This window comes from Candidatus Omnitrophota bacterium, assembly GCA_025453395.1.
GTDB lineage: Bacteria > Omnitrophota > Gorgyraeia > Gygaellales > Profunditerraquicolaceae > JAlOQK01.
The window spans coordinates 175,140-189,033 of sequence record JALOQK010000002.1; the positions used below are offsets into that span (position 1 = coordinate 175,140).

The 13,894-nt window shown below is 41.7% G+C and carries 21 protein-coding genes; 11 read left to right on the forward strand and 10 right to left on the reverse strand.

Annotated elements, in window-relative coordinates:
• The 11 genes from MUF05_02130 to MUF05_02180 all read left to right on the forward strand — a co-directional run bounded on the left by MUF05_02130 (position 1) and on the right by MUF05_02180 (position 6,359).
• Positions 1 to 627 (forward strand): site-2 protease family protein, encoded by a 627-nt coding sequence (locus MUF05_02130; GenBank protein ID MCU0665878.1) that lies wholly within the window; start codon positions 1 to 3, stop codon positions 625 to 627.
• Entirely contained in the window at positions 624 to 1,703 is a 1,080-nt protein-coding gene (gene aroB, locus MUF05_02135; GenBank protein ID MCU0665879.1) for a 3-dehydroquinate synthase, read from the forward strand. Before MUF05_02130 ends, aroB begins: the two co-directional genes overlap by 4 nt.
• 146 nt (positions 1,704 to 1,849) lie before the next feature.
• The gene (locus tag MUF05_02140) at positions 1,850 to 2,068 is read left to right on the forward strand and encodes a hypothetical protein (GenBank protein MCU0665880.1); all 219 of its coding nucleotides are present in this window, start codon (positions 1,850 to 1,852) and stop codon (positions 2,066 to 2,068) included.
• A gap of 195 nt (positions 2,069 to 2,263) precedes the next feature.
• Complete coding sequence (locus MUF05_02145) at positions 2,264 to 2,617, forward strand: PilZ domain-containing protein (protein ID MCU0665881.1); 354 nt, start codon at positions 2,264 to 2,266, stop codon at positions 2,615 to 2,617.
• A gap of 28 nt (positions 2,618 to 2,645) precedes the next feature.
• Entirely contained in the window at positions 2,646 to 2,804 is a 159-nt protein-coding gene (locus MUF05_02150; protein ID MCU0665882.1) for a hypothetical protein, read from the forward strand.
• Entirely contained in the window at positions 2,804 to 3,184 is a 381-nt protein-coding gene (locus MUF05_02155; protein ID MCU0665883.1) for a PilZ domain-containing protein, read from the forward strand. Before MUF05_02150 ends, MUF05_02155 begins: the two co-directional genes overlap by 1 nt.
• Positions 3,184 to 3,711 carry a DUF4416 family protein gene (locus MUF05_02160; protein MCU0665884.1) on the forward strand — a complete coding sequence of 176 codons (528 nt, stop codon included), beginning with the start codon at positions 3,184 to 3,186 and terminating at the stop codon, positions 3,709 to 3,711. The genes MUF05_02155 and MUF05_02160 overlap by 1 nt, the downstream gene beginning before the upstream one ends.
• A complete protein-coding gene (locus MUF05_02165) occupies positions 3,686 to 4,429 on the forward strand; it encodes a M48 family metallopeptidase (protein MCU0665885.1) in 744 nt (247 codons plus the stop codon). The genes MUF05_02160 and MUF05_02165 overlap by 26 nt, the downstream gene beginning before the upstream one ends.
• Positions 4,410 to 5,381: a 4Fe-4S cluster-binding domain-containing protein gene (locus MUF05_02170; GenBank protein MCU0665886.1), complete on the forward strand. Its 972-nt coding sequence runs from the start codon at positions 4,410 to 4,412 to the stop codon at positions 5,379 to 5,381. Before MUF05_02165 ends, MUF05_02170 begins: the two co-directional genes overlap by 20 nt.
• The gene (locus tag MUF05_02175; GenBank protein ID MCU0665887.1) at positions 5,371 to 5,853 is read left to right on the forward strand and encodes a DUF2062 domain-containing protein; all 483 of its coding nucleotides are present in this window, start codon (positions 5,371 to 5,373) and stop codon (positions 5,851 to 5,853) included. The genes MUF05_02170 and MUF05_02175 overlap by 11 nt, the downstream gene beginning before the upstream one ends.
• A gap of 44 nt (positions 5,854 to 5,897) precedes the next feature.
• The gene (locus MUF05_02180) at positions 5,898 to 6,359 is read left to right on the forward strand and encodes an exosortase system-associated protein, TIGR04073 family (GenBank protein MCU0665888.1); all 462 of its coding nucleotides are present in this window, start codon (positions 5,898 to 5,900) and stop codon (positions 6,357 to 6,359) included.
• A 274-nt stretch (positions 6,360 to 6,633) separates the two neighbouring features.
• Here MUF05_02180 and MUF05_02185 read toward each other — a convergent pair whose 3' ends face one another.
• The 10 genes from MUF05_02185 to MUF05_02230 form a co-directional block, all read right to left on the reverse strand.
• Positions 6,634 to 6,939 carry a DUF134 domain-containing protein gene (locus tag MUF05_02185; protein MCU0665889.1) on the reverse strand — a complete coding sequence of 102 codons (306 nt, stop codon included), beginning with the start codon at positions 6,937 to 6,939 and terminating at the stop codon, positions 6,634 to 6,636.
• A 165-nt stretch (positions 6,940 to 7,104) separates the two neighbouring features.
• A complete protein-coding gene (locus tag MUF05_02190; GenBank protein MCU0665890.1) occupies positions 7,105 to 7,290 on the reverse strand; it encodes a hypothetical protein in 186 nt (61 codons plus the stop codon).
• Position 7,291: 1 nt separating this feature from the next.
• The gene (locus tag MUF05_02195) at positions 7,292 to 7,474 is read right to left on the reverse strand and encodes an SAP domain-containing protein (protein ID MCU0665891.1); all 183 of its coding nucleotides are present in this window, start codon (positions 7,472 to 7,474) and stop codon (positions 7,292 to 7,294) included.
• Between the two features lie 63 nt (positions 7,475 to 7,537).
• Positions 7,538 to 8,257: a hypothetical protein gene (locus tag MUF05_02200; GenBank protein MCU0665892.1), complete on the reverse strand. Its 720-nt coding sequence runs from the start codon at positions 8,255 to 8,257 to the stop codon at positions 7,538 to 7,540.
• Between the two features lies 1 nt (position 8,258).
• Positions 8,259 to 8,642: a hypothetical protein gene (locus MUF05_02205; protein MCU0665893.1), complete on the reverse strand. Its 384-nt coding sequence runs from the start codon at positions 8,640 to 8,642 to the stop codon at positions 8,259 to 8,261.
• Between the two features lie 13 nt (positions 8,643 to 8,655).
• Positions 8,656 to 8,970: a hypothetical protein gene (locus MUF05_02210; GenBank protein ID MCU0665894.1), complete on the reverse strand. Its 315-nt coding sequence runs from the start codon at positions 8,968 to 8,970 to the stop codon at positions 8,656 to 8,658.
• On the reverse strand, positions 8,970 to 10,067 hold the full coding sequence (locus MUF05_02215) for an AAA family ATPase (GenBank protein MCU0665895.1): 1,098 nt from the start codon (positions 10,065 to 10,067) through the stop codon (positions 8,970 to 8,972). The genes MUF05_02210 and MUF05_02215 overlap by 1 nt, the downstream gene beginning before the upstream one ends.
• A 16-nt stretch (positions 10,068 to 10,083) precedes the next feature.
• Positions 10,084 to 10,641, reverse strand: a complete 558-nt coding sequence (locus tag MUF05_02220; GenBank protein ID MCU0665896.1) for a hypothetical protein — start codon at positions 10,639 to 10,641, stop codon at positions 10,084 to 10,086.
• A 33-nt stretch (positions 10,642 to 10,674) separates the two neighbouring features.
• Positions 10,675 to 12,228 (reverse strand): glycoside hydrolase family 57 protein, encoded by a 1,554-nt coding sequence (locus tag MUF05_02225; GenBank protein ID MCU0665897.1) that lies wholly within the window; start codon positions 12,226 to 12,228, stop codon positions 10,675 to 10,677.
• Between the two features lie 76 nt (positions 12,229 to 12,304).
• Positions 12,305 to 13,615 (reverse strand): alginate export family protein, encoded by a 1,311-nt coding sequence (locus MUF05_02230; protein MCU0665898.1) that lies wholly within the window; start codon positions 13,613 to 13,615, stop codon positions 12,305 to 12,307.
• Between the last annotated feature and the right edge of the window lie 279 nt (positions 13,616 to 13,894).

Below are 13,894 nucleotides of genomic sequence, written 5' to 3' on the forward strand. Positions count from 1 at the left end.
ATGACCAGCATCGGCGATCTGATTCTGTCTTTTGGGTTTCTTATTATCGCCATAACTGTGCATGAATTTTCCCATGGGTTTGTTGCCTATAAATTGGGAGACAATACCGCTAAATATTCCGGCCGGCTAAGCCTTAATCCTTTAGCTCATATTGATCCCTTTGGCACAATAATCTTACCCATTCTTCTGTATTTCACAACCGGCGGAAGGTTTGTTTTTGGCTATGCCAAGCCGGTGCCGGTTAATACCATGGCTTTAGGGCACCCCAAGAGGGACATCGGTTTTGTTTCTTTGGCTGGGCCGCTGTCGAATATAACATTCGCCTTTCTTCTAAGCCTCTTAGTGCGCTTTTTGCATCTTCCCGGGGCGTCCAATTATTTCTTGGTATCTCTAATTAATATCAACGTTATCTTAGGGGTGTTTAATCTATTGCCGATACCGCCTCTGGATGGTTCGGGAATATTGATATCGTTGCTTCCTCAAAGGCTTGCCATAATATACTCTTCTTTAGAGCGTTATGGATTTATCCTGCTTATAGTGCTTATTTTATTTAATATTACAGACTATTTTGTCTGGCCGTTGGTAAGATTAATCCTTAATTTTATGTTAGGCGGAGTATCAATATGAAATCCATAAAAGTAAATTTGGGGAAGAGGTCTTATTCTATTATTGTCGGAAAAGGCGCGGTTGGTTTATTGGGGCAGAAGGTTAAAAGCCTTAAGCTGGGTGATAGCGCCTACATAGTGACCAATCCTGTTATTAAACGTAAATTTGCTCCGCTGTTAGTAAAAACTCTTAAAGCAAAAAAGATAGATACTTATTTTAAGCTTATCCCAGAGGGGGAGAGAAGCAAATCGTTTTCTTATTTCCAGGGCCTGCTTGAAGACTTAGCGTGTTATGATAAAAACAGGAAAGTGTTTGTTGTTGCTTTGGGTGGAGGGGTTATCGGGGATCTGGCGGGGTTTGTTGCTTCGGTTTACAAACGCGGGATCGCTTATCTGCAGGTTCCCACGACTTTATTGGCGCAAGTTGACTCTTCTATCGGGGGGAAAACCGGCATAGATGTCTCAAGGGCAAAGAATTTAGCCGGGGCGATTTATCAGCCCAGGCTAGTTTTAAGTGACCCCTTGTTCTTAAAATCTTTGCATAAGAAGCAGATGGTAAACGCGATGGCGGAAATCGTTAAATATGCTTTAATTTCCGATTCCATGCTTTTTTCCTATTTGGAGAAAAATTACAAGCGCCTCATCAATAAAGACCCCGCTTGTTTGGAGCATGTGGTTTTTGTCACAAGCCGCATAAAATCTAAAATAGTAGAAAAAGACGAAGCTGACAAAAAAGGCATCCGGATTATACTTAATTTCGGCCATACCATTGGGCATGCGATAGAGGCAGCTTCGGATTTTTCTTACAGCCACGGGCAGGCAGTGGCATTGGGCATGATTTGCGCCTGCCGGATAAGCCAGAGATTGGGATTTCTGGACGGTAAAGTTGTTTTAAGAGCAGAGAAACTGATCAAGAATATCGGCCTTCCCCGCAGGATTAAAGGAATTTCCTTAGATAAAATAATCAATGCCTATTATAAAGACAAGAAATTTTCCGGAAAGAAAAACCGCTTTGTGCTTATTCAGGGGATTGGCAGGCCTTTGGTAAAGGAAGAGATCCCTCTGGATTTGGTAAAGCAAGTGTTAGCTTCTATTTAGGTTTACGTATTTTGACCAGCACGCCTTTGTAATCTAATTCTACCCCTTCAAGAGAAATCTTCTGCACTGTCGCCTCATGCACTTTATCTAATTTGCGCACTACTTTATTATCTATGATTGCATAGGCGTCATTATCGGCGATAAATATGCCGGATAAAATAAAAGTGGGGGGTATTATCGGTTCCGGGGCTGCAGCGGGTGTTGGAATAGGCGCAGGCGCTGGTGTTTGTTGCGCCGCAGGCGGTTTTGGGGTGTTTTCAGTTTGCGCGGGCAGAGGTTTTTTTGGAGCAGGAGTTTTTATTGTAGTTTTCCGGCAGACAGGTTTTGTTATTGGGGCAGGATCGTTTTTTTGTTTGCGCACGTAATTGGAAAAGAAATTAAACACGAAATTAGCCAGAATCACCGTGATGATGGCCGCTGAGATATAAATAAGGTATGGGCTTACTTTTTTGTTTTGGCTGCCGCTCATAAAACATATTATAACAAAAAAAATATTATTGTAAAGTGAAGACTCACCGCTTGACAGGAAATATCTTCTATGTTATATTAGGGGCAAATATATGCTGGAAAAATACCTTAATCCAAGCAACAAGAGGTGTTTGAACCGTATCAAGGCGCATCAGGCAGTACGCTATCAGATAAGGGGTAATCAGAGCTTCGATAGCGCGGTTACTGATGATCTAAGCTGCGCAGGACTGTCTTTTACCAACGATAAATTCATCAGTCTTGATACGCTTCTTATGTTTCAGATTAATGTTTTATCCCGCATGATAAGCCCTATCGGCAGGGTTTGCTGGGTTAATAACGTCCCGTTTTCAGATCGTTTCCGCTACGGAGTGCAATTTGTAGAAGTTGATCCCTCCCAGAAACGCTATCTAAGCGATTACGTGGATATGCAAGGCGGTAAATTCTAAAATTTAAGACACGAAAGGAAAAACAATCATGGCAGATGAAGTAAAGAAACAGGAAAAGCAGACTAATTGCCCGGCATGCAATAAGCCGATAAAGAAGATACGCCGTTATTACCGTAACGGGATGTATTATTGCACTAAGAAATGCTGGAAAAAGGCCGTAACCTCCAAGAAGGAAGAGAAAGAATAATGCCTAGTAAAGCGCAAGAACGCCGGCTTCATCCGCGTATTGAGCATGCTTTGCCCCTTAAGATAGCGGCAAACGGCTATGATTTTGCCACTACTACTGAGAATGTCAGTTGCCTTGGCGCTTATTGCAATATCGGCAAGTACGTTCCGCCTTTTACGCGCATATCGGTAAAGCTTAATCTTCCTATCGCCACCAAAAAGGGAGTTAAATCTTCCAAATTGGAATGTAACGGGGTAATCGTGCGTTCCCAGGACGATGCCAAGGGGGGTTTTAACATCGCCATATTTTTTAACCGTATCAACCAGGCCCAGAAAAAGTCACTTTCGCGTTATGTGGGGCAGTTCATAAATCCTCCCGTAGTTTCTTCAAAGAAAGCTTGATGGGGCAAATAAAGAAACCTTATCCTGCAAAATTATTTTTCGGTTTCATCTATCAAGACGCGTCTTTTTACTCCCAGGCAATAAAAATCATTAACCGAGATTTTGGCAGATTTGACTATCAAAGCGTAGAGTTTGGCTTTGATTACACTGATTACTATCAGCCGGAATTCGGGCTTAACTTAAAAAGAAGGTTTGTAAGCTGTCAGGACTTAATCGATCCCGCCAAGCTTTATAAAATCAAAATATTCTCCAATAGATTAGAGGACAAGTTTTCATCTTTAGGCAAAAGAAAGGTCAATATTGACCCCGGCATGCTTGATTTGGCTAAGGTGGTTTTGGCTACTACCAAGGATTTTGCCCATCGGGTTTATCTTAATAAGGGAATTTTTGCTGAAGTAACTTTATTGTTCAAAGGGAAAACCTATCAGCATTTGCCCTGGACATATCCTGATTACCGCACCCAAAAGTATATTGATCTATTTCTTGAAATGAGAAAATTGTATGTGCTTAAGATCAAAGATCTGTAGCTTATTACTGCTTTCTGTTTTATTGGGCGGCTGTGTCACCGTTTATAACCCTGCCACAGGGAAAAACGAGGCCATGTTTATTGACACCCCCCTTGAAGTATCCTTTGGGGAAAATATGGATAAGCAAATCAAGAAAGAGATGAAGCTGTCCAATAATCCCCTAATGGTCAGCCGCCTTGAGAAAATCGGCAACGCTGTAGCTGGCGTTTCTGATAGAAAAGACATAACTTACCGTTTCCGCGTTATTGATGATAAACAGCTCAACGCTTTTACCATTCCCGGCGGATATATTTATGTGAATAGCGGTTTGATGGATGCCGCCAATGATGATGAGTTGGCTTGTGTTATTGCCCATGAGCTTGGACATTTGGCAGCAAGACACCCCGCCAAAAAAATGCAGGCGGCTTTAGGCTATCAGGTAATAGTTGGCATTGCTGCTGGCTTTGATGCCAAAGATTATATGATGCAGGCGATGGACGCGGTTTTTAGTATATCAAGCTTAGGTTATAGCCGCAAAGACGAGCTTGCCGCGGATAAGTTATCGGTAAAATACTCCCGCAGGGCCGGATATAGCCCCTATGGGATGGTGACTATGTTTGCGAAACTTGAGAAAGAAGCTAAGGCTAACGGAAAAAATAATTACCCCGAATTCTTAAGGTCGCATCCTCCCACAGACGCAAGAATAAAAGGCATAGAAAATGAGATTAAAGAAGAGTAATTATATAGAAGCCTATAGCAGCGGCAGCTTAAAAAAGATAGCTGATAATCTGCTAAATAGCCTTAAATCCTGCGCAATTTGCCCGCGCCGCTGCCAGGTAAACCGCCTGGAAGGGGAGAGGGGGTATTGCCGCACAGGCATCCTGCCTAAGATGTATAGTTATTTGTCTCACCATGGCGAAGAGCCGCCTGTTTCCGGGGTAAAAGGTTCAGGGGTGATATTTTTTTCAAGTTGTAATATGTCTTGTGCCTACTGCCAGAATTATCAGTTCAGTCAGTTAGATAGAGGAAATGAAATAACTTTCCGGCAATTGGCTAATATAATGCTGGGCTTGCAGAAACTGGGTTGCCACAATATAAATTTTGTCACGCCCACCCATGTTCTGCCCCAGATTTTACAAGGTTTACTGATTGCTATTCCCGAAGGCCTAAAGATACCGTTAGTTTACAATACCAATGGCTATGAATTGCCGCAGATCATTAAACTATTAGATGGGATTATTGATGTGTATCTGCCTGACATGCGCTACGCGGATAAAGATGCGTCGGTTAAATATTCTGATGCCGCAGATTATCCTTTGTATAATCAGAAAGCAGTAAAAATCATGCATGAGCAGGTAGGCATTGCTAAATTTGATAAAAAGGGATTTATAAGCCGCGGGCTTATTATCCGGCATTTGGTTTTGCCGCAAGGATTATCCGGCACAGAAAAAATCATGCGTTTTATTGCCAAAGAAATAGGACCGGATACTTATATTAGTTTAATGAGCCAGTATTATCCGTATCACAAGGCTTTGCGGGATCCCGGTATCGCGCGAAGAATTACATTAGAAGAATATACCGCAGCGCGAGAAATGATGCACAATGCCGGGCTTGGTAATGGCTGGACACAGGATGATAATGGCTTAGAAAGTTTAGCCGGAGCGCATGTGGAAGAAAAATATGAAGCTTAACAGATTAAGCGCCTTAAGGCTTCTTAAGTTTGTGTATTTAAAATCCCGGAGAATACGCGATAATCCGCACAGGGTGGCCCTGGGATTTGCTTTAGGTATTTTTATCGGGGTTATGCCAGCAGTGGGGCCTTTGGCAGCTTGGTTTATTGCCTCGTTTCTAAGAATCAACCGCATAAGCGCTATTTTGGGCAGTCTTATTTCCAATACTTGGGTAACATTTATTACTTTTATTTTATCCTTAAAGATAGGATCTTGGATTTTCGGCCTTGATTGGCATAGCCTATACGGAGAAGTAAAAGTTTTGCTCAAAGATTTTCACTTTAGATATTTATTGGATTCCATTATAATTAGTAAAATTATGCCTTTGATTTTAGGCTATATTGTTATTTCCTTAATTTTCGCTTTTATAGGATATGTAATTATATTTATTATTTTTAGCCTGCATCGCAAGGGCTCTAAGTTGACAAAATAACCCGCTTGTGTTATAGTGCATTTTAAGAAAGAGGAGGGGATACAATGAAAATAAAGCCCGTTTTAATTTTTGCGGCAATTTTAACTTTTCCTTTAGCAGTTATGGCTTATGAATTCCAGAAAGAATACCCCGAAGTGCAAACTAAGGTTGAATACTCCAAAAAAGCTATTGATCCGGATGCCGGAAATGTGTACAAGACCCCGTTTAATAAAATGTACCGCGGGCTTATTAATATAAGCACTTCTTGGGTAGAAATTCCCGCGGAATGCTTTAAAGTCGGCAGCGAAAAAAACCCGGTTTTGGGCGTGACTTTAGGGGCTATGCAGGGCTGCGTTTTGGCAGTTTGCAGGATTGTCACAGGCGCCTTTGACGCGGTAACTTTTGTTATCCCGCCTTATGATAAACCGATTATGAAGCCTGAATTTGCCTTACAAAGGGCTGACCAGAAATACTGCGAGTATTTTGACCTTTATGATGGCCAACCCAAGCCAGAAAGCCAAAAGTAGGTCCTAATGGCATAGACCTGTGTTAGTCTGGCAATCCCTGTTAAGTTTAACTAATCCAAGTAACTCCCAGTAAGTCTGAAATCATAGAAAATCCCCTAAAAACATATCTTTTGTAACTGCTTTAAGTATAAGGTCTTAGAGGCAGTATTACGTGTATTATGTAGTTAACATAAGATATATTATAGGAAGTACAGGTATAGGGCAAATAGGCCTGGCCGACGCTGTTTGAGTGGGTTTTAATCCTTGGTTTTTTGGGGTTTTGGGCGGGTTTTCCTTACTTTGAGCTTAATACGTAGACTCCGCCTTGGATCTTGATTGTCTTTCCGTTTACTAAACAATCTGCTATTCTTTTGCGCGCTTTCTTAAGTATCCGGCTAAAGGTCTGCTGGGATATATGCATAGACCTGGCAGCTTGTTTCTGGCCTTCTCCTATAAAGTCTGATAATCTAATGGCCTCAAACTCATCCATGCTTAAATCTGCTTCATCCGGCCTTCCGGGCCTGCCCCTGGGGCTGAATTGGTTGATCTTGGGGTCTAATCTTACTATTCGGTATTTTTTAGGGCGTCCGCGGGGTTCCATAATAATATTAAATAAGTTTTAAGGAAATTTCTTAACTAAAGTGTTACCTATTTTTACCTAAGTTTAACCTGCCGGTTATAATGAGTACTTACTCATTATTGATGCCCAAACGCGCGACTGACTCTGGTATTTTATTGCTGTAAATTATTGGTAATAAATGGTTTATTAGATTTCCGCGTCTTTGACCAATTTGCGGTAATAATCAATGCATTCCTGGCAAGCCCCTTTATCTACTTTCCACTTGGGGTGATCCTTCTTAATAAGTTCTAAAATATATTCTTCAGCTTTGATATGGGCAATGCTTACGTAATCGTCTATTTCACGGTTGCAGATCTGGCATTTGTATTTCATCTTATTTGATGCAGTCCTCTCTCCAGCAGCAGCTCATCTGAGCGCATGAATGGTTGGCTGTGCCGAAACAGGATGAAAAACCCTCTTTGGCCTGTATTTGTTTGATCAAATCTTTTTTAGAATGTTTCCAGGTGTCTTTTAATCCCAGTTGCTTTGCCTTTTTTTCTACTTCGGTCAATCTCATTTCTCCCCCCTTTTTTTGTTTTTGCTGATAGCTGAAGGCTGATAGCTGATAGCTGACGATTGATTACTCCGGGCTATAAAACGCTTTTTTCAATTTATCCTTGTGCCTTTGCGCTTGATAGATGTATTCGTAGGTTTCGTCTTGGCTGTAGAGCTTGAATTTCTGGTTTAACGAGCAGGAAGCCAGTTGAATATCTTTTCCTACCTTTCCGTCCTGTGAAGCAGTTTCAAGTATGGCGTAAGTAGCTAGTTCTAAGGCATGTTTTAAGGTAATTTCCTTGGTGTATAAGGTATTTAATAGATAGGTTGCAAAAGGCGTAATTCCTATGGACATAAATCCAAGAAGCGTCCAGCGGTGCGGCGCGAAATTGCGTTCGCTGTAAAGAGTGAATATTTCCGGGCAGTTAATAATATTCGCGCCGTTTATATCCTTGCGGTAGCCGCTTATGATAAAATGCAGCGTTGGCCGTTCATCAAAAGTCATCTTGCCGAACCACTCGTTGTATTTATGTATCGCGCTTTCCCGGCAGACAGAAAGCATTTCATCTATGCTTAAATTGCGGTAGCCGGGGTTTTTGTGCAGTTGATAATATATAAGGTCAATAATGCTTGCCCCTAATCCGCCGTCACCGGCAAGGGTGAGGCCGCAGTAATCGCCCAGCTCAAAGACTTTTTTTACCGTGTCGTTTACGGTTGTGGGGCCGCGCGGGTCGCCGCTTGTAACCCGGCTGTCAGCGGCTAAGGCGATCCCGTCATCGGCGATAATGCTTATGGCAAGGGTCATATTATTTATTTTTATACACTAGATCGTGCTGCCTTACCCGCGAGATGACCTCTAGGCCTATTTCCTGATTCTTTTTAGCGGTTGATATAGGCGCATGGTCCATCTGCATGGAATTTATGTTTTGGGTAAAGTCGGTTGTGTGCCCTTTAAAGCGCACTGAATCTCCGGTTGATAACGGCAGTTTTACCTTTATTACGGCTGCGCTTACTTTGGGGAAATAATGCGTGACAATCCCCACGATAGTGCCTTCTTGCTTTTTCTTTACGATTTTCTTTTTGGCGGCAGACTTTTTCTTGATTGCTTTTTTTGCCGGCTTTTTTTGGGCTATTTTCTTTGCCGGTTTTTTCTTGAGGCGGGTTGTTTTCTTTTTTTTCTTAAGAGGCATAAGAAACCTCCTTTTAAAGGATTATTTTATCTGCGATTTCGGCAACTACCGGTATACGGGTGTATTTTCCAAGCAAAGCCTGCGTACAGCCCCAAAAGACGAACAGCAAATACAAGAATACAACTATCCTTGATACTATCCAGCCTAAAAGCGGGATAATATTAATGATCAACCCGGAAACAAGGAGAATGAGAAGCACCAGGCCTTGTTTGCCGTGGAACACAGCGAATTTATTTTCTTTTTTCAGGATCAAGGGCAGGATGCACAAGAACGGTAAATACCCTGCCATTGCCAGAATTTTAGCTTCCTGAATTTCGTCTTGAGGCATTATTTAATCTGAAGCAATGAATTAGTTTGGCCAAAAGGATTTTCTGCTTTTTCCGGATTAGCCGGGTCGTCTGTCCAGGTGCCGTCAATGACAAAGCGGTAATTATATCTTCCCGGAGAAAGGTTTAATTTTTTCTGCCAGACACCGTTTTCGCGCTGCATAATGCTTGTGTCGTTTAATTCCCAATTGTTGAAATCCCCGACCACATAGACCTCTTTTGCCTGCGGAGCGCTTAATTCAAATACAAATTCAGCCATTTTGGGAAGCGTTTCTTTAATGGTTTTTTGCATGCGAGTTGCGATTTTTTCCATCTTGGTTTCTTTTGCGGAATCTTTAGTAGTTGTCGCGCCTGATAAAAGTTCGCGCGATAAGCTGTAATAGTCTTTTGTGCCGCGGCAGTATTTGTCAAAGGCAACCACGTGCATACCCTGGGATTGGGCTTCCTTAAGTTTGACGTTGACATGGATAATGGTGTCAAAAAGCCCGCCCTTAAAGTCGGTTTTTATCTTTTCAAGTATCCTAAAGGAATGCCTAAGCCTTGAATCAAAATTGGTGACCAGTATTTTATGGGTTATCTTATGCCCTAAACGGTCGCGGATAAGCTCTACAATGTCCATTAACTGCCCTAAGCCTACTAATGAAAAGCGGCTTGCCTCCACCGGTATAATCACCTCATGGCTGGCGCGAAGCGCGTTAATGGTCAAAATACCTAAATTCGGAGGGCAGTCTATTAACATATAATCATAGTTGGATTTAAAATTATTCAGGACTTCCCAAAGGCGCGATTCGCGGCTTATTTCGCCGGCTAATTCCTGTTCCAGTGTGCTTAGGATAATTCCCGACGGAGCAATGTCAAAATTGGCGGAAACGCTTCTTATGATATCGTCAATGCGTACTTTTTTATTAGTTAATTTGGAGAGGACATTATAAATATTATATTGGGTATCTATGTTTAACCCAAAAGTCGCGTGCGCCTGCGGATCAAGATCTATTAAAAGGACTTTTTTGCCGTTTACTGCCAGGTTTGCCGCCAAGTTGATCGCCGTAGTTGTCTTTCCGCATCCTCCTTTTTGATTCGCCACCGCAATTATGCGCATAAAGCTCTCCCCCTTTTTATTTGATAAACCTTACGTTATCCACTAAGACTACGCCTGTTTTAGATTTTGTGTTCCATGCTTCCACGGTAAAATTCAATTTGCTCATTTCTGTCCAGTCGCTTATATTTTTGAATTCCGAAAGGTTGACGTTGTATTCCTGCCATTTGCGCGGGATGTCCTTTAAATAAACCAAAGAATTCTCCTTGAAAGAATTAGACATCTCTACTTTCATGTTCACGGTGTCGGTGTATTCGTTTTTCTTCAAGGCAAAAGCGATACTTTTATATTTTGTAACATTAAGCCGGTTAAGATTTATAGTATAAGTTTCTTTTTCCGCCGGGTCAAAATGGAAATTTATTTTGGCGCTTCCCTCTTGAAGGACCAAGGCAATTTGAGTGTTGTTTTTGGCCTTGCGGCTTCCAAAAGTGAAAAACACCCCCACAATCAATATTATCGCTATGCTAAAGAAAAATATATTCTTTAAGAACGAATAATTCTTTTTCTTCTTGTTTTTCTTCAGCGACGCGTCAAGGTAGATTTTGGCGAGGTGTTCGTAAATATCCTTTTTTTCCATTTCAAGGATTTATAACACAAAAGTCACTGCCTGTCAACAGGTAATAGGTGTTTTTAGGTAATCGGGGGGTTGTTTCCCGATGAGTTTATAGAAGTTAGATAAATGCCTTCTAAAAAGCTCATCAAAGGCCTCCGGGCCCTCTCCGTACCACCAAAACCAGTCGCTTCCTTCGGCAATGTACATTTGCTTCCAGGCCAAATCTGGAATTTTCTCGCCTCTATCTTGCATGTCCTGTAATTCTTTTCTGGCTATTGCCAGGTATTCCCAGGCGCGCGCCTTGGCAGCGTTTCCGATCCATTTGCCAAATTCCGAATAGATCCAGCTTCCTGCGGCAAGCCGTTTGATCTGTTTTTTAGCCGGGAATTTATTCAGGTATTCTTTTACGGTTGTGGTTTGTATATTATCGCTTTCAGAAAGCTTTGTGTAAAGAAGCTCCAAGAAATCATGGCCGTCATTTTTATAATATTCCCAGGCGTTTTCTCCGTCCATGGCGATAGTTACCAGGATATCTGTATTTTTAAAAGCGGCGGCGGTATTTTCCAGGTGCTTCATAAAATCCTCTACCGCGTCTTTGGTGTTCCAGTGGTGGTAAGAAAAGCCGATCATGTCCGAGAGGTTTCGGTCGCGAAATACTACTGCTAACTCCCCTGCCTCTCTTTTAATTAGATGCGGCTGATAAAGCAATTTAGTGTCTCTTTTTTTGGCGCGCAACGATCTAAAGAGCATAGACTCGTCGGTAACGATCCATTTTATGCCCGCGTTCATGATAAAGGGCAAGATATGTTCGCTGACTGCTTCTTCCGAAGGCCACATGCCAACCGGAGAAGCGCCAAATTTATTTTTATATAAAGCTACTGCGCTGTCTATTTGGGTTTGGGCGTCTTGGGGATAGGCGAATGCCGGCTTAGGAAGAATAGTTTTGATGTTAGCTTCCTTGGCAACATTGGTATTGTATAATAATGGCAGTATGGGGTGATAATAGGGATTGGCAGTAATTTCAATTTGGCCGGTTGCTTGAAACTTGCGGCAGACCGGGATGATCTCTTCTAAGATATGGGTTTGAGTGTCCAGACAGATGTGCTTATCTTCTTCTGTAAAATCGCGGGCCTTGGCCACAAGCCTGCTTAATTGCGGCAGGTTTTGCCGGTAATAGGGGTCAATCCAGGCCAGATTAAACCAGACCTGCAGGTCTAGGGTCTCTTGATCGTTGAATTGATGCCCTTGCTTGCGCTTGTAGAAAAGCTCGTAATAGCGCGGGAAACAGAAGATCACCTTCTCCGGGTTAATCATAAAGAAGTTGTCGCGGATAAAATCGCGTTCTTCCCTTGTTAGTTCAGGCACAGCCTTATAAGAAAGTTCTAAGAATTTATCTTTAATGGTTCTATTGGTATAATCATCAATTTGCTCTAATAAAGACGGGACAAAATTAAAGGTTTGGTGGATGCGCGGGAATTTCTCCAGCATCAGGATCATGTCCGCGTAGTCTTTTACCCCATGCAAGCGCACCCAGGGCATGTTGGTTTCCTGTGTCAACAGGTCCTTGTAATAGGGCTGGTGCATGTGGAAGATAAAAGCCAGATATAACATTAGGGGGATCCTTAAGGTTAATAAAAAACCCTCGAGGAGTGGCTTCCCCGAGGGTTTTTTATTACATTTTCCGTAATTAGAATGTTACTTTCATTGAACCAACCAATTGATTGGCGTTTTCGCGATAACCATCAGAAAATGCCTTGCCGGGTTTGAAGAAACCATAGGTAAGCCCTAACTGCACATCTTCAGTGTAATCATAAGCTGCAGTCAAGTCTAAACCATTACCCAGATCTTTACTTTCCATGTTCATTGAAACAGCGCTCAAATATACATCTCCGTTAGTATCAAGCTTCTGGCTTGTTAATGAACCAACTCTTTGCGCTAAACGATAATAAGCATAAACAGCTGATAATTTCAAATCAGCCATAGGCTTAATTGCGCCATTGAGCGAGAATACCTGACAATCCGTAGGAGGTAATATCGCGTTAGCGATATTTGTAGAATTCTGGTCTTCATACATATATGTCCATGTTTTGTATTTGTTGTCGCCAGAATTCTTGTCACCCGAAAGGTAAGTATAAGCAAGTCCGATCATGGGTGTCATTTTTACCTTTGGCATTGCATAATTGGCCATAGCCTGTAATGCCCATGCGCTTATTTTATGCTGTGCAGCATTCGCATTTCCGAATTGATAGGCATATTCCAAAGAAGCAAGTAAATTTTCAATTTTTGAAGTACTTACAAGGCCGCCTAAGGTGTAGATGTTGGTAGGTTTATTCGCAGTAAAAGTGTGAGCCTTGCTGTCCCAGATATAACCTTGAACATTGGTGGTTTTGTCTAAGGCATAGCTAGCGTTGATACCATAAAGATTAGTATCTTGGTTATTTTTAGTTCCTAAAACAGTTTCGTCAATCTTGGAATAAACTGCGTCAATTACCAATGGGTCATAATTCAAAGTTGCGCGGATAGCATCAAAGGCTTTCCTTAAAGACAGGTCTGAAGGCACGCCATTCAATAATGTGCTGCCGGATCCATTTGTATATGTGTTTGATGCGCCGATAATCAGTTTATTGCCAAATGCGATTTCCTGACGTCCGACTTTGACGGTTAAAGGAGAATATAAAAACTCCTTTAAGGTAACAGAAGCTAAGTCAAGGTTGATGTCAGTGGTGTTTGCTGTTTCTGCGTCCCAGTTTCTTTCGTTAATTAACCTGACGGTAGCAGATACCATATCAGTTAGATCAGCATCCACTTTTACGCGGGTCTGGGAAAGAAACATAGATTCAGAAACCTTTGCATTTTCATTTAAATTAAAGTTATTACGGGCCATTGCAGTAACTGCAAGGTCGCCGCTAACTTTAACATTCTGTACTTCTGCGTATGCCGCGAAGCAAAATCCTACGGCAAACACCAGCGCCAGAATTACTATTAAGCGTTTATTCATTTTTTTAAATCCTCCTTATGAGAATATTCGAGTATGCAAAACTTAATGTTGTGTTCTATTATACTAGGTTTTTTTAAAAAATATGTACCTAGAGATTTCCATCTATATGTATATCACTGGTATTTGTATGGCTTCAGGCTGCTTTTTTCTTCACCCCCTTTCCCGTCTGGGATTAAAACCATTACCAATGGTATAGCCTATTTTATCCATTTTTATCACATAACCTCTTTGTTGTCAAGAGTTATTTACCTAGAAAAAGGTACACCTGGCCTTCCGATA

Excerpts from the sequence above, each read along its gene's own strand:
- MUF05_02220 (MCU0665896.1), bottom strand. The coding sequence starts at position 10,641 with ATGGAAAAAAAGGATATTTACGAACACCTCGCCAAAATCTACCTTGAC.
- MUF05_02130 (MCU0665878.1), top strand. The coding sequence starts at position 1 with ATGACCAGCATCGGCGATCTGATTCTGTCTTTTGGGTTTCTTATTATC.
- MUF05_02190 (MCU0665890.1), bottom strand. The coding sequence starts at position 7,290 with ATGAAATACAAATGCCAGATCTGCAACCGTGAAATAGACGATTACGTA.
- MUF05_02185 (MCU0665889.1), bottom strand. The coding sequence starts at position 6,939 with ATGGAACCCCGCGGACGCCCTAAAAAATACCGAATAGTAAGATTAGAC.
- MUF05_02200 (MCU0665892.1), bottom strand. The coding sequence starts at position 8,257 with ATGACCCTTGCCATAAGCATTATCGCCGATGACGGGATCGCCTTAGCC.
- MUF05_02180 (MCU0665888.1), top strand. The coding sequence starts at position 5,898 with ATGAAAATAAAGCCCGTTTTAATTTTTGCGGCAATTTTAACTTTTCCT.
- MUF05_02230 (MCU0665898.1), bottom strand. The coding sequence starts at position 13,615 with ATGAATAAACGCTTAATAGTAATTCTGGCGCTGGTGTTTGCCGTAGGA.
- MUF05_02160 (MCU0665884.1), top strand. The coding sequence starts at position 3,184 with ATGGGGCAAATAAAGAAACCTTATCCTGCAAAATTATTTTTCGGTTTC.
- MUF05_02140 (MCU0665880.1), top strand. The coding sequence starts at position 1,850 with ATGCCGGATAAAATAAAAGTGGGGGGTATTATCGGTTCCGGGGCTGCA.
- aroB (MCU0665879.1), top strand. The coding sequence starts at position 624 with ATGAAATCCATAAAAGTAAATTTGGGGAAGAGGTCTTATTCTATTATT.
- MUF05_02215 (MCU0665895.1), bottom strand. The coding sequence starts at position 10,067 with ATGCGCATAATTGCGGTGGCGAATCAAAAAGGAGGATGCGGAAAGACA.
- MUF05_02145 (MCU0665881.1), top strand. The coding sequence starts at position 2,264 with ATGCTGGAAAAATACCTTAATCCAAGCAACAAGAGGTGTTTGAACCGT.
- MUF05_02205 (MCU0665893.1), bottom strand. The coding sequence starts at position 8,642 with ATGCCTCTTAAGAAAAAAAAGAAAACAACCCGCCTCAAGAAAAAACCG.
- MUF05_02150 (MCU0665882.1), top strand. The coding sequence starts at position 2,646 with ATGGCAGATGAAGTAAAGAAACAGGAAAAGCAGACTAATTGCCCGGCA.
- MUF05_02155 (MCU0665883.1), top strand. The coding sequence starts at position 2,804 with ATGCCTAGTAAAGCGCAAGAACGCCGGCTTCATCCGCGTATTGAGCAT.
- MUF05_02175 (MCU0665887.1), top strand. The coding sequence starts at position 5,371 with ATGAAGCTTAACAGATTAAGCGCCTTAAGGCTTCTTAAGTTTGTGTAT.
- MUF05_02210 (MCU0665894.1), bottom strand. The coding sequence starts at position 8,970 with ATGCCTCAAGACGAAATTCAGGAAGCTAAAATTCTGGCAATGGCAGGG.
- MUF05_02225 (MCU0665897.1), bottom strand. The coding sequence starts at position 12,228 with ATGTTATATCTGGCTTTTATCTTCCACATGCACCAGCCCTATTACAAG.
- MUF05_02165 (MCU0665885.1), top strand. The coding sequence starts at position 3,686 with ATGTGCTTAAGATCAAAGATCTGTAGCTTATTACTGCTTTCTGTTTTA.
- MUF05_02195 (MCU0665891.1), bottom strand. The coding sequence starts at position 7,474 with ATGAGATTGACCGAAGTAGAAAAAAAGGCAAAGCAACTGGGATTAAAA.
- MUF05_02170 (MCU0665886.1), top strand. The coding sequence starts at position 4,410 with ATGAGATTAAAGAAGAGTAATTATATAGAAGCCTATAGCAGCGGCAGC.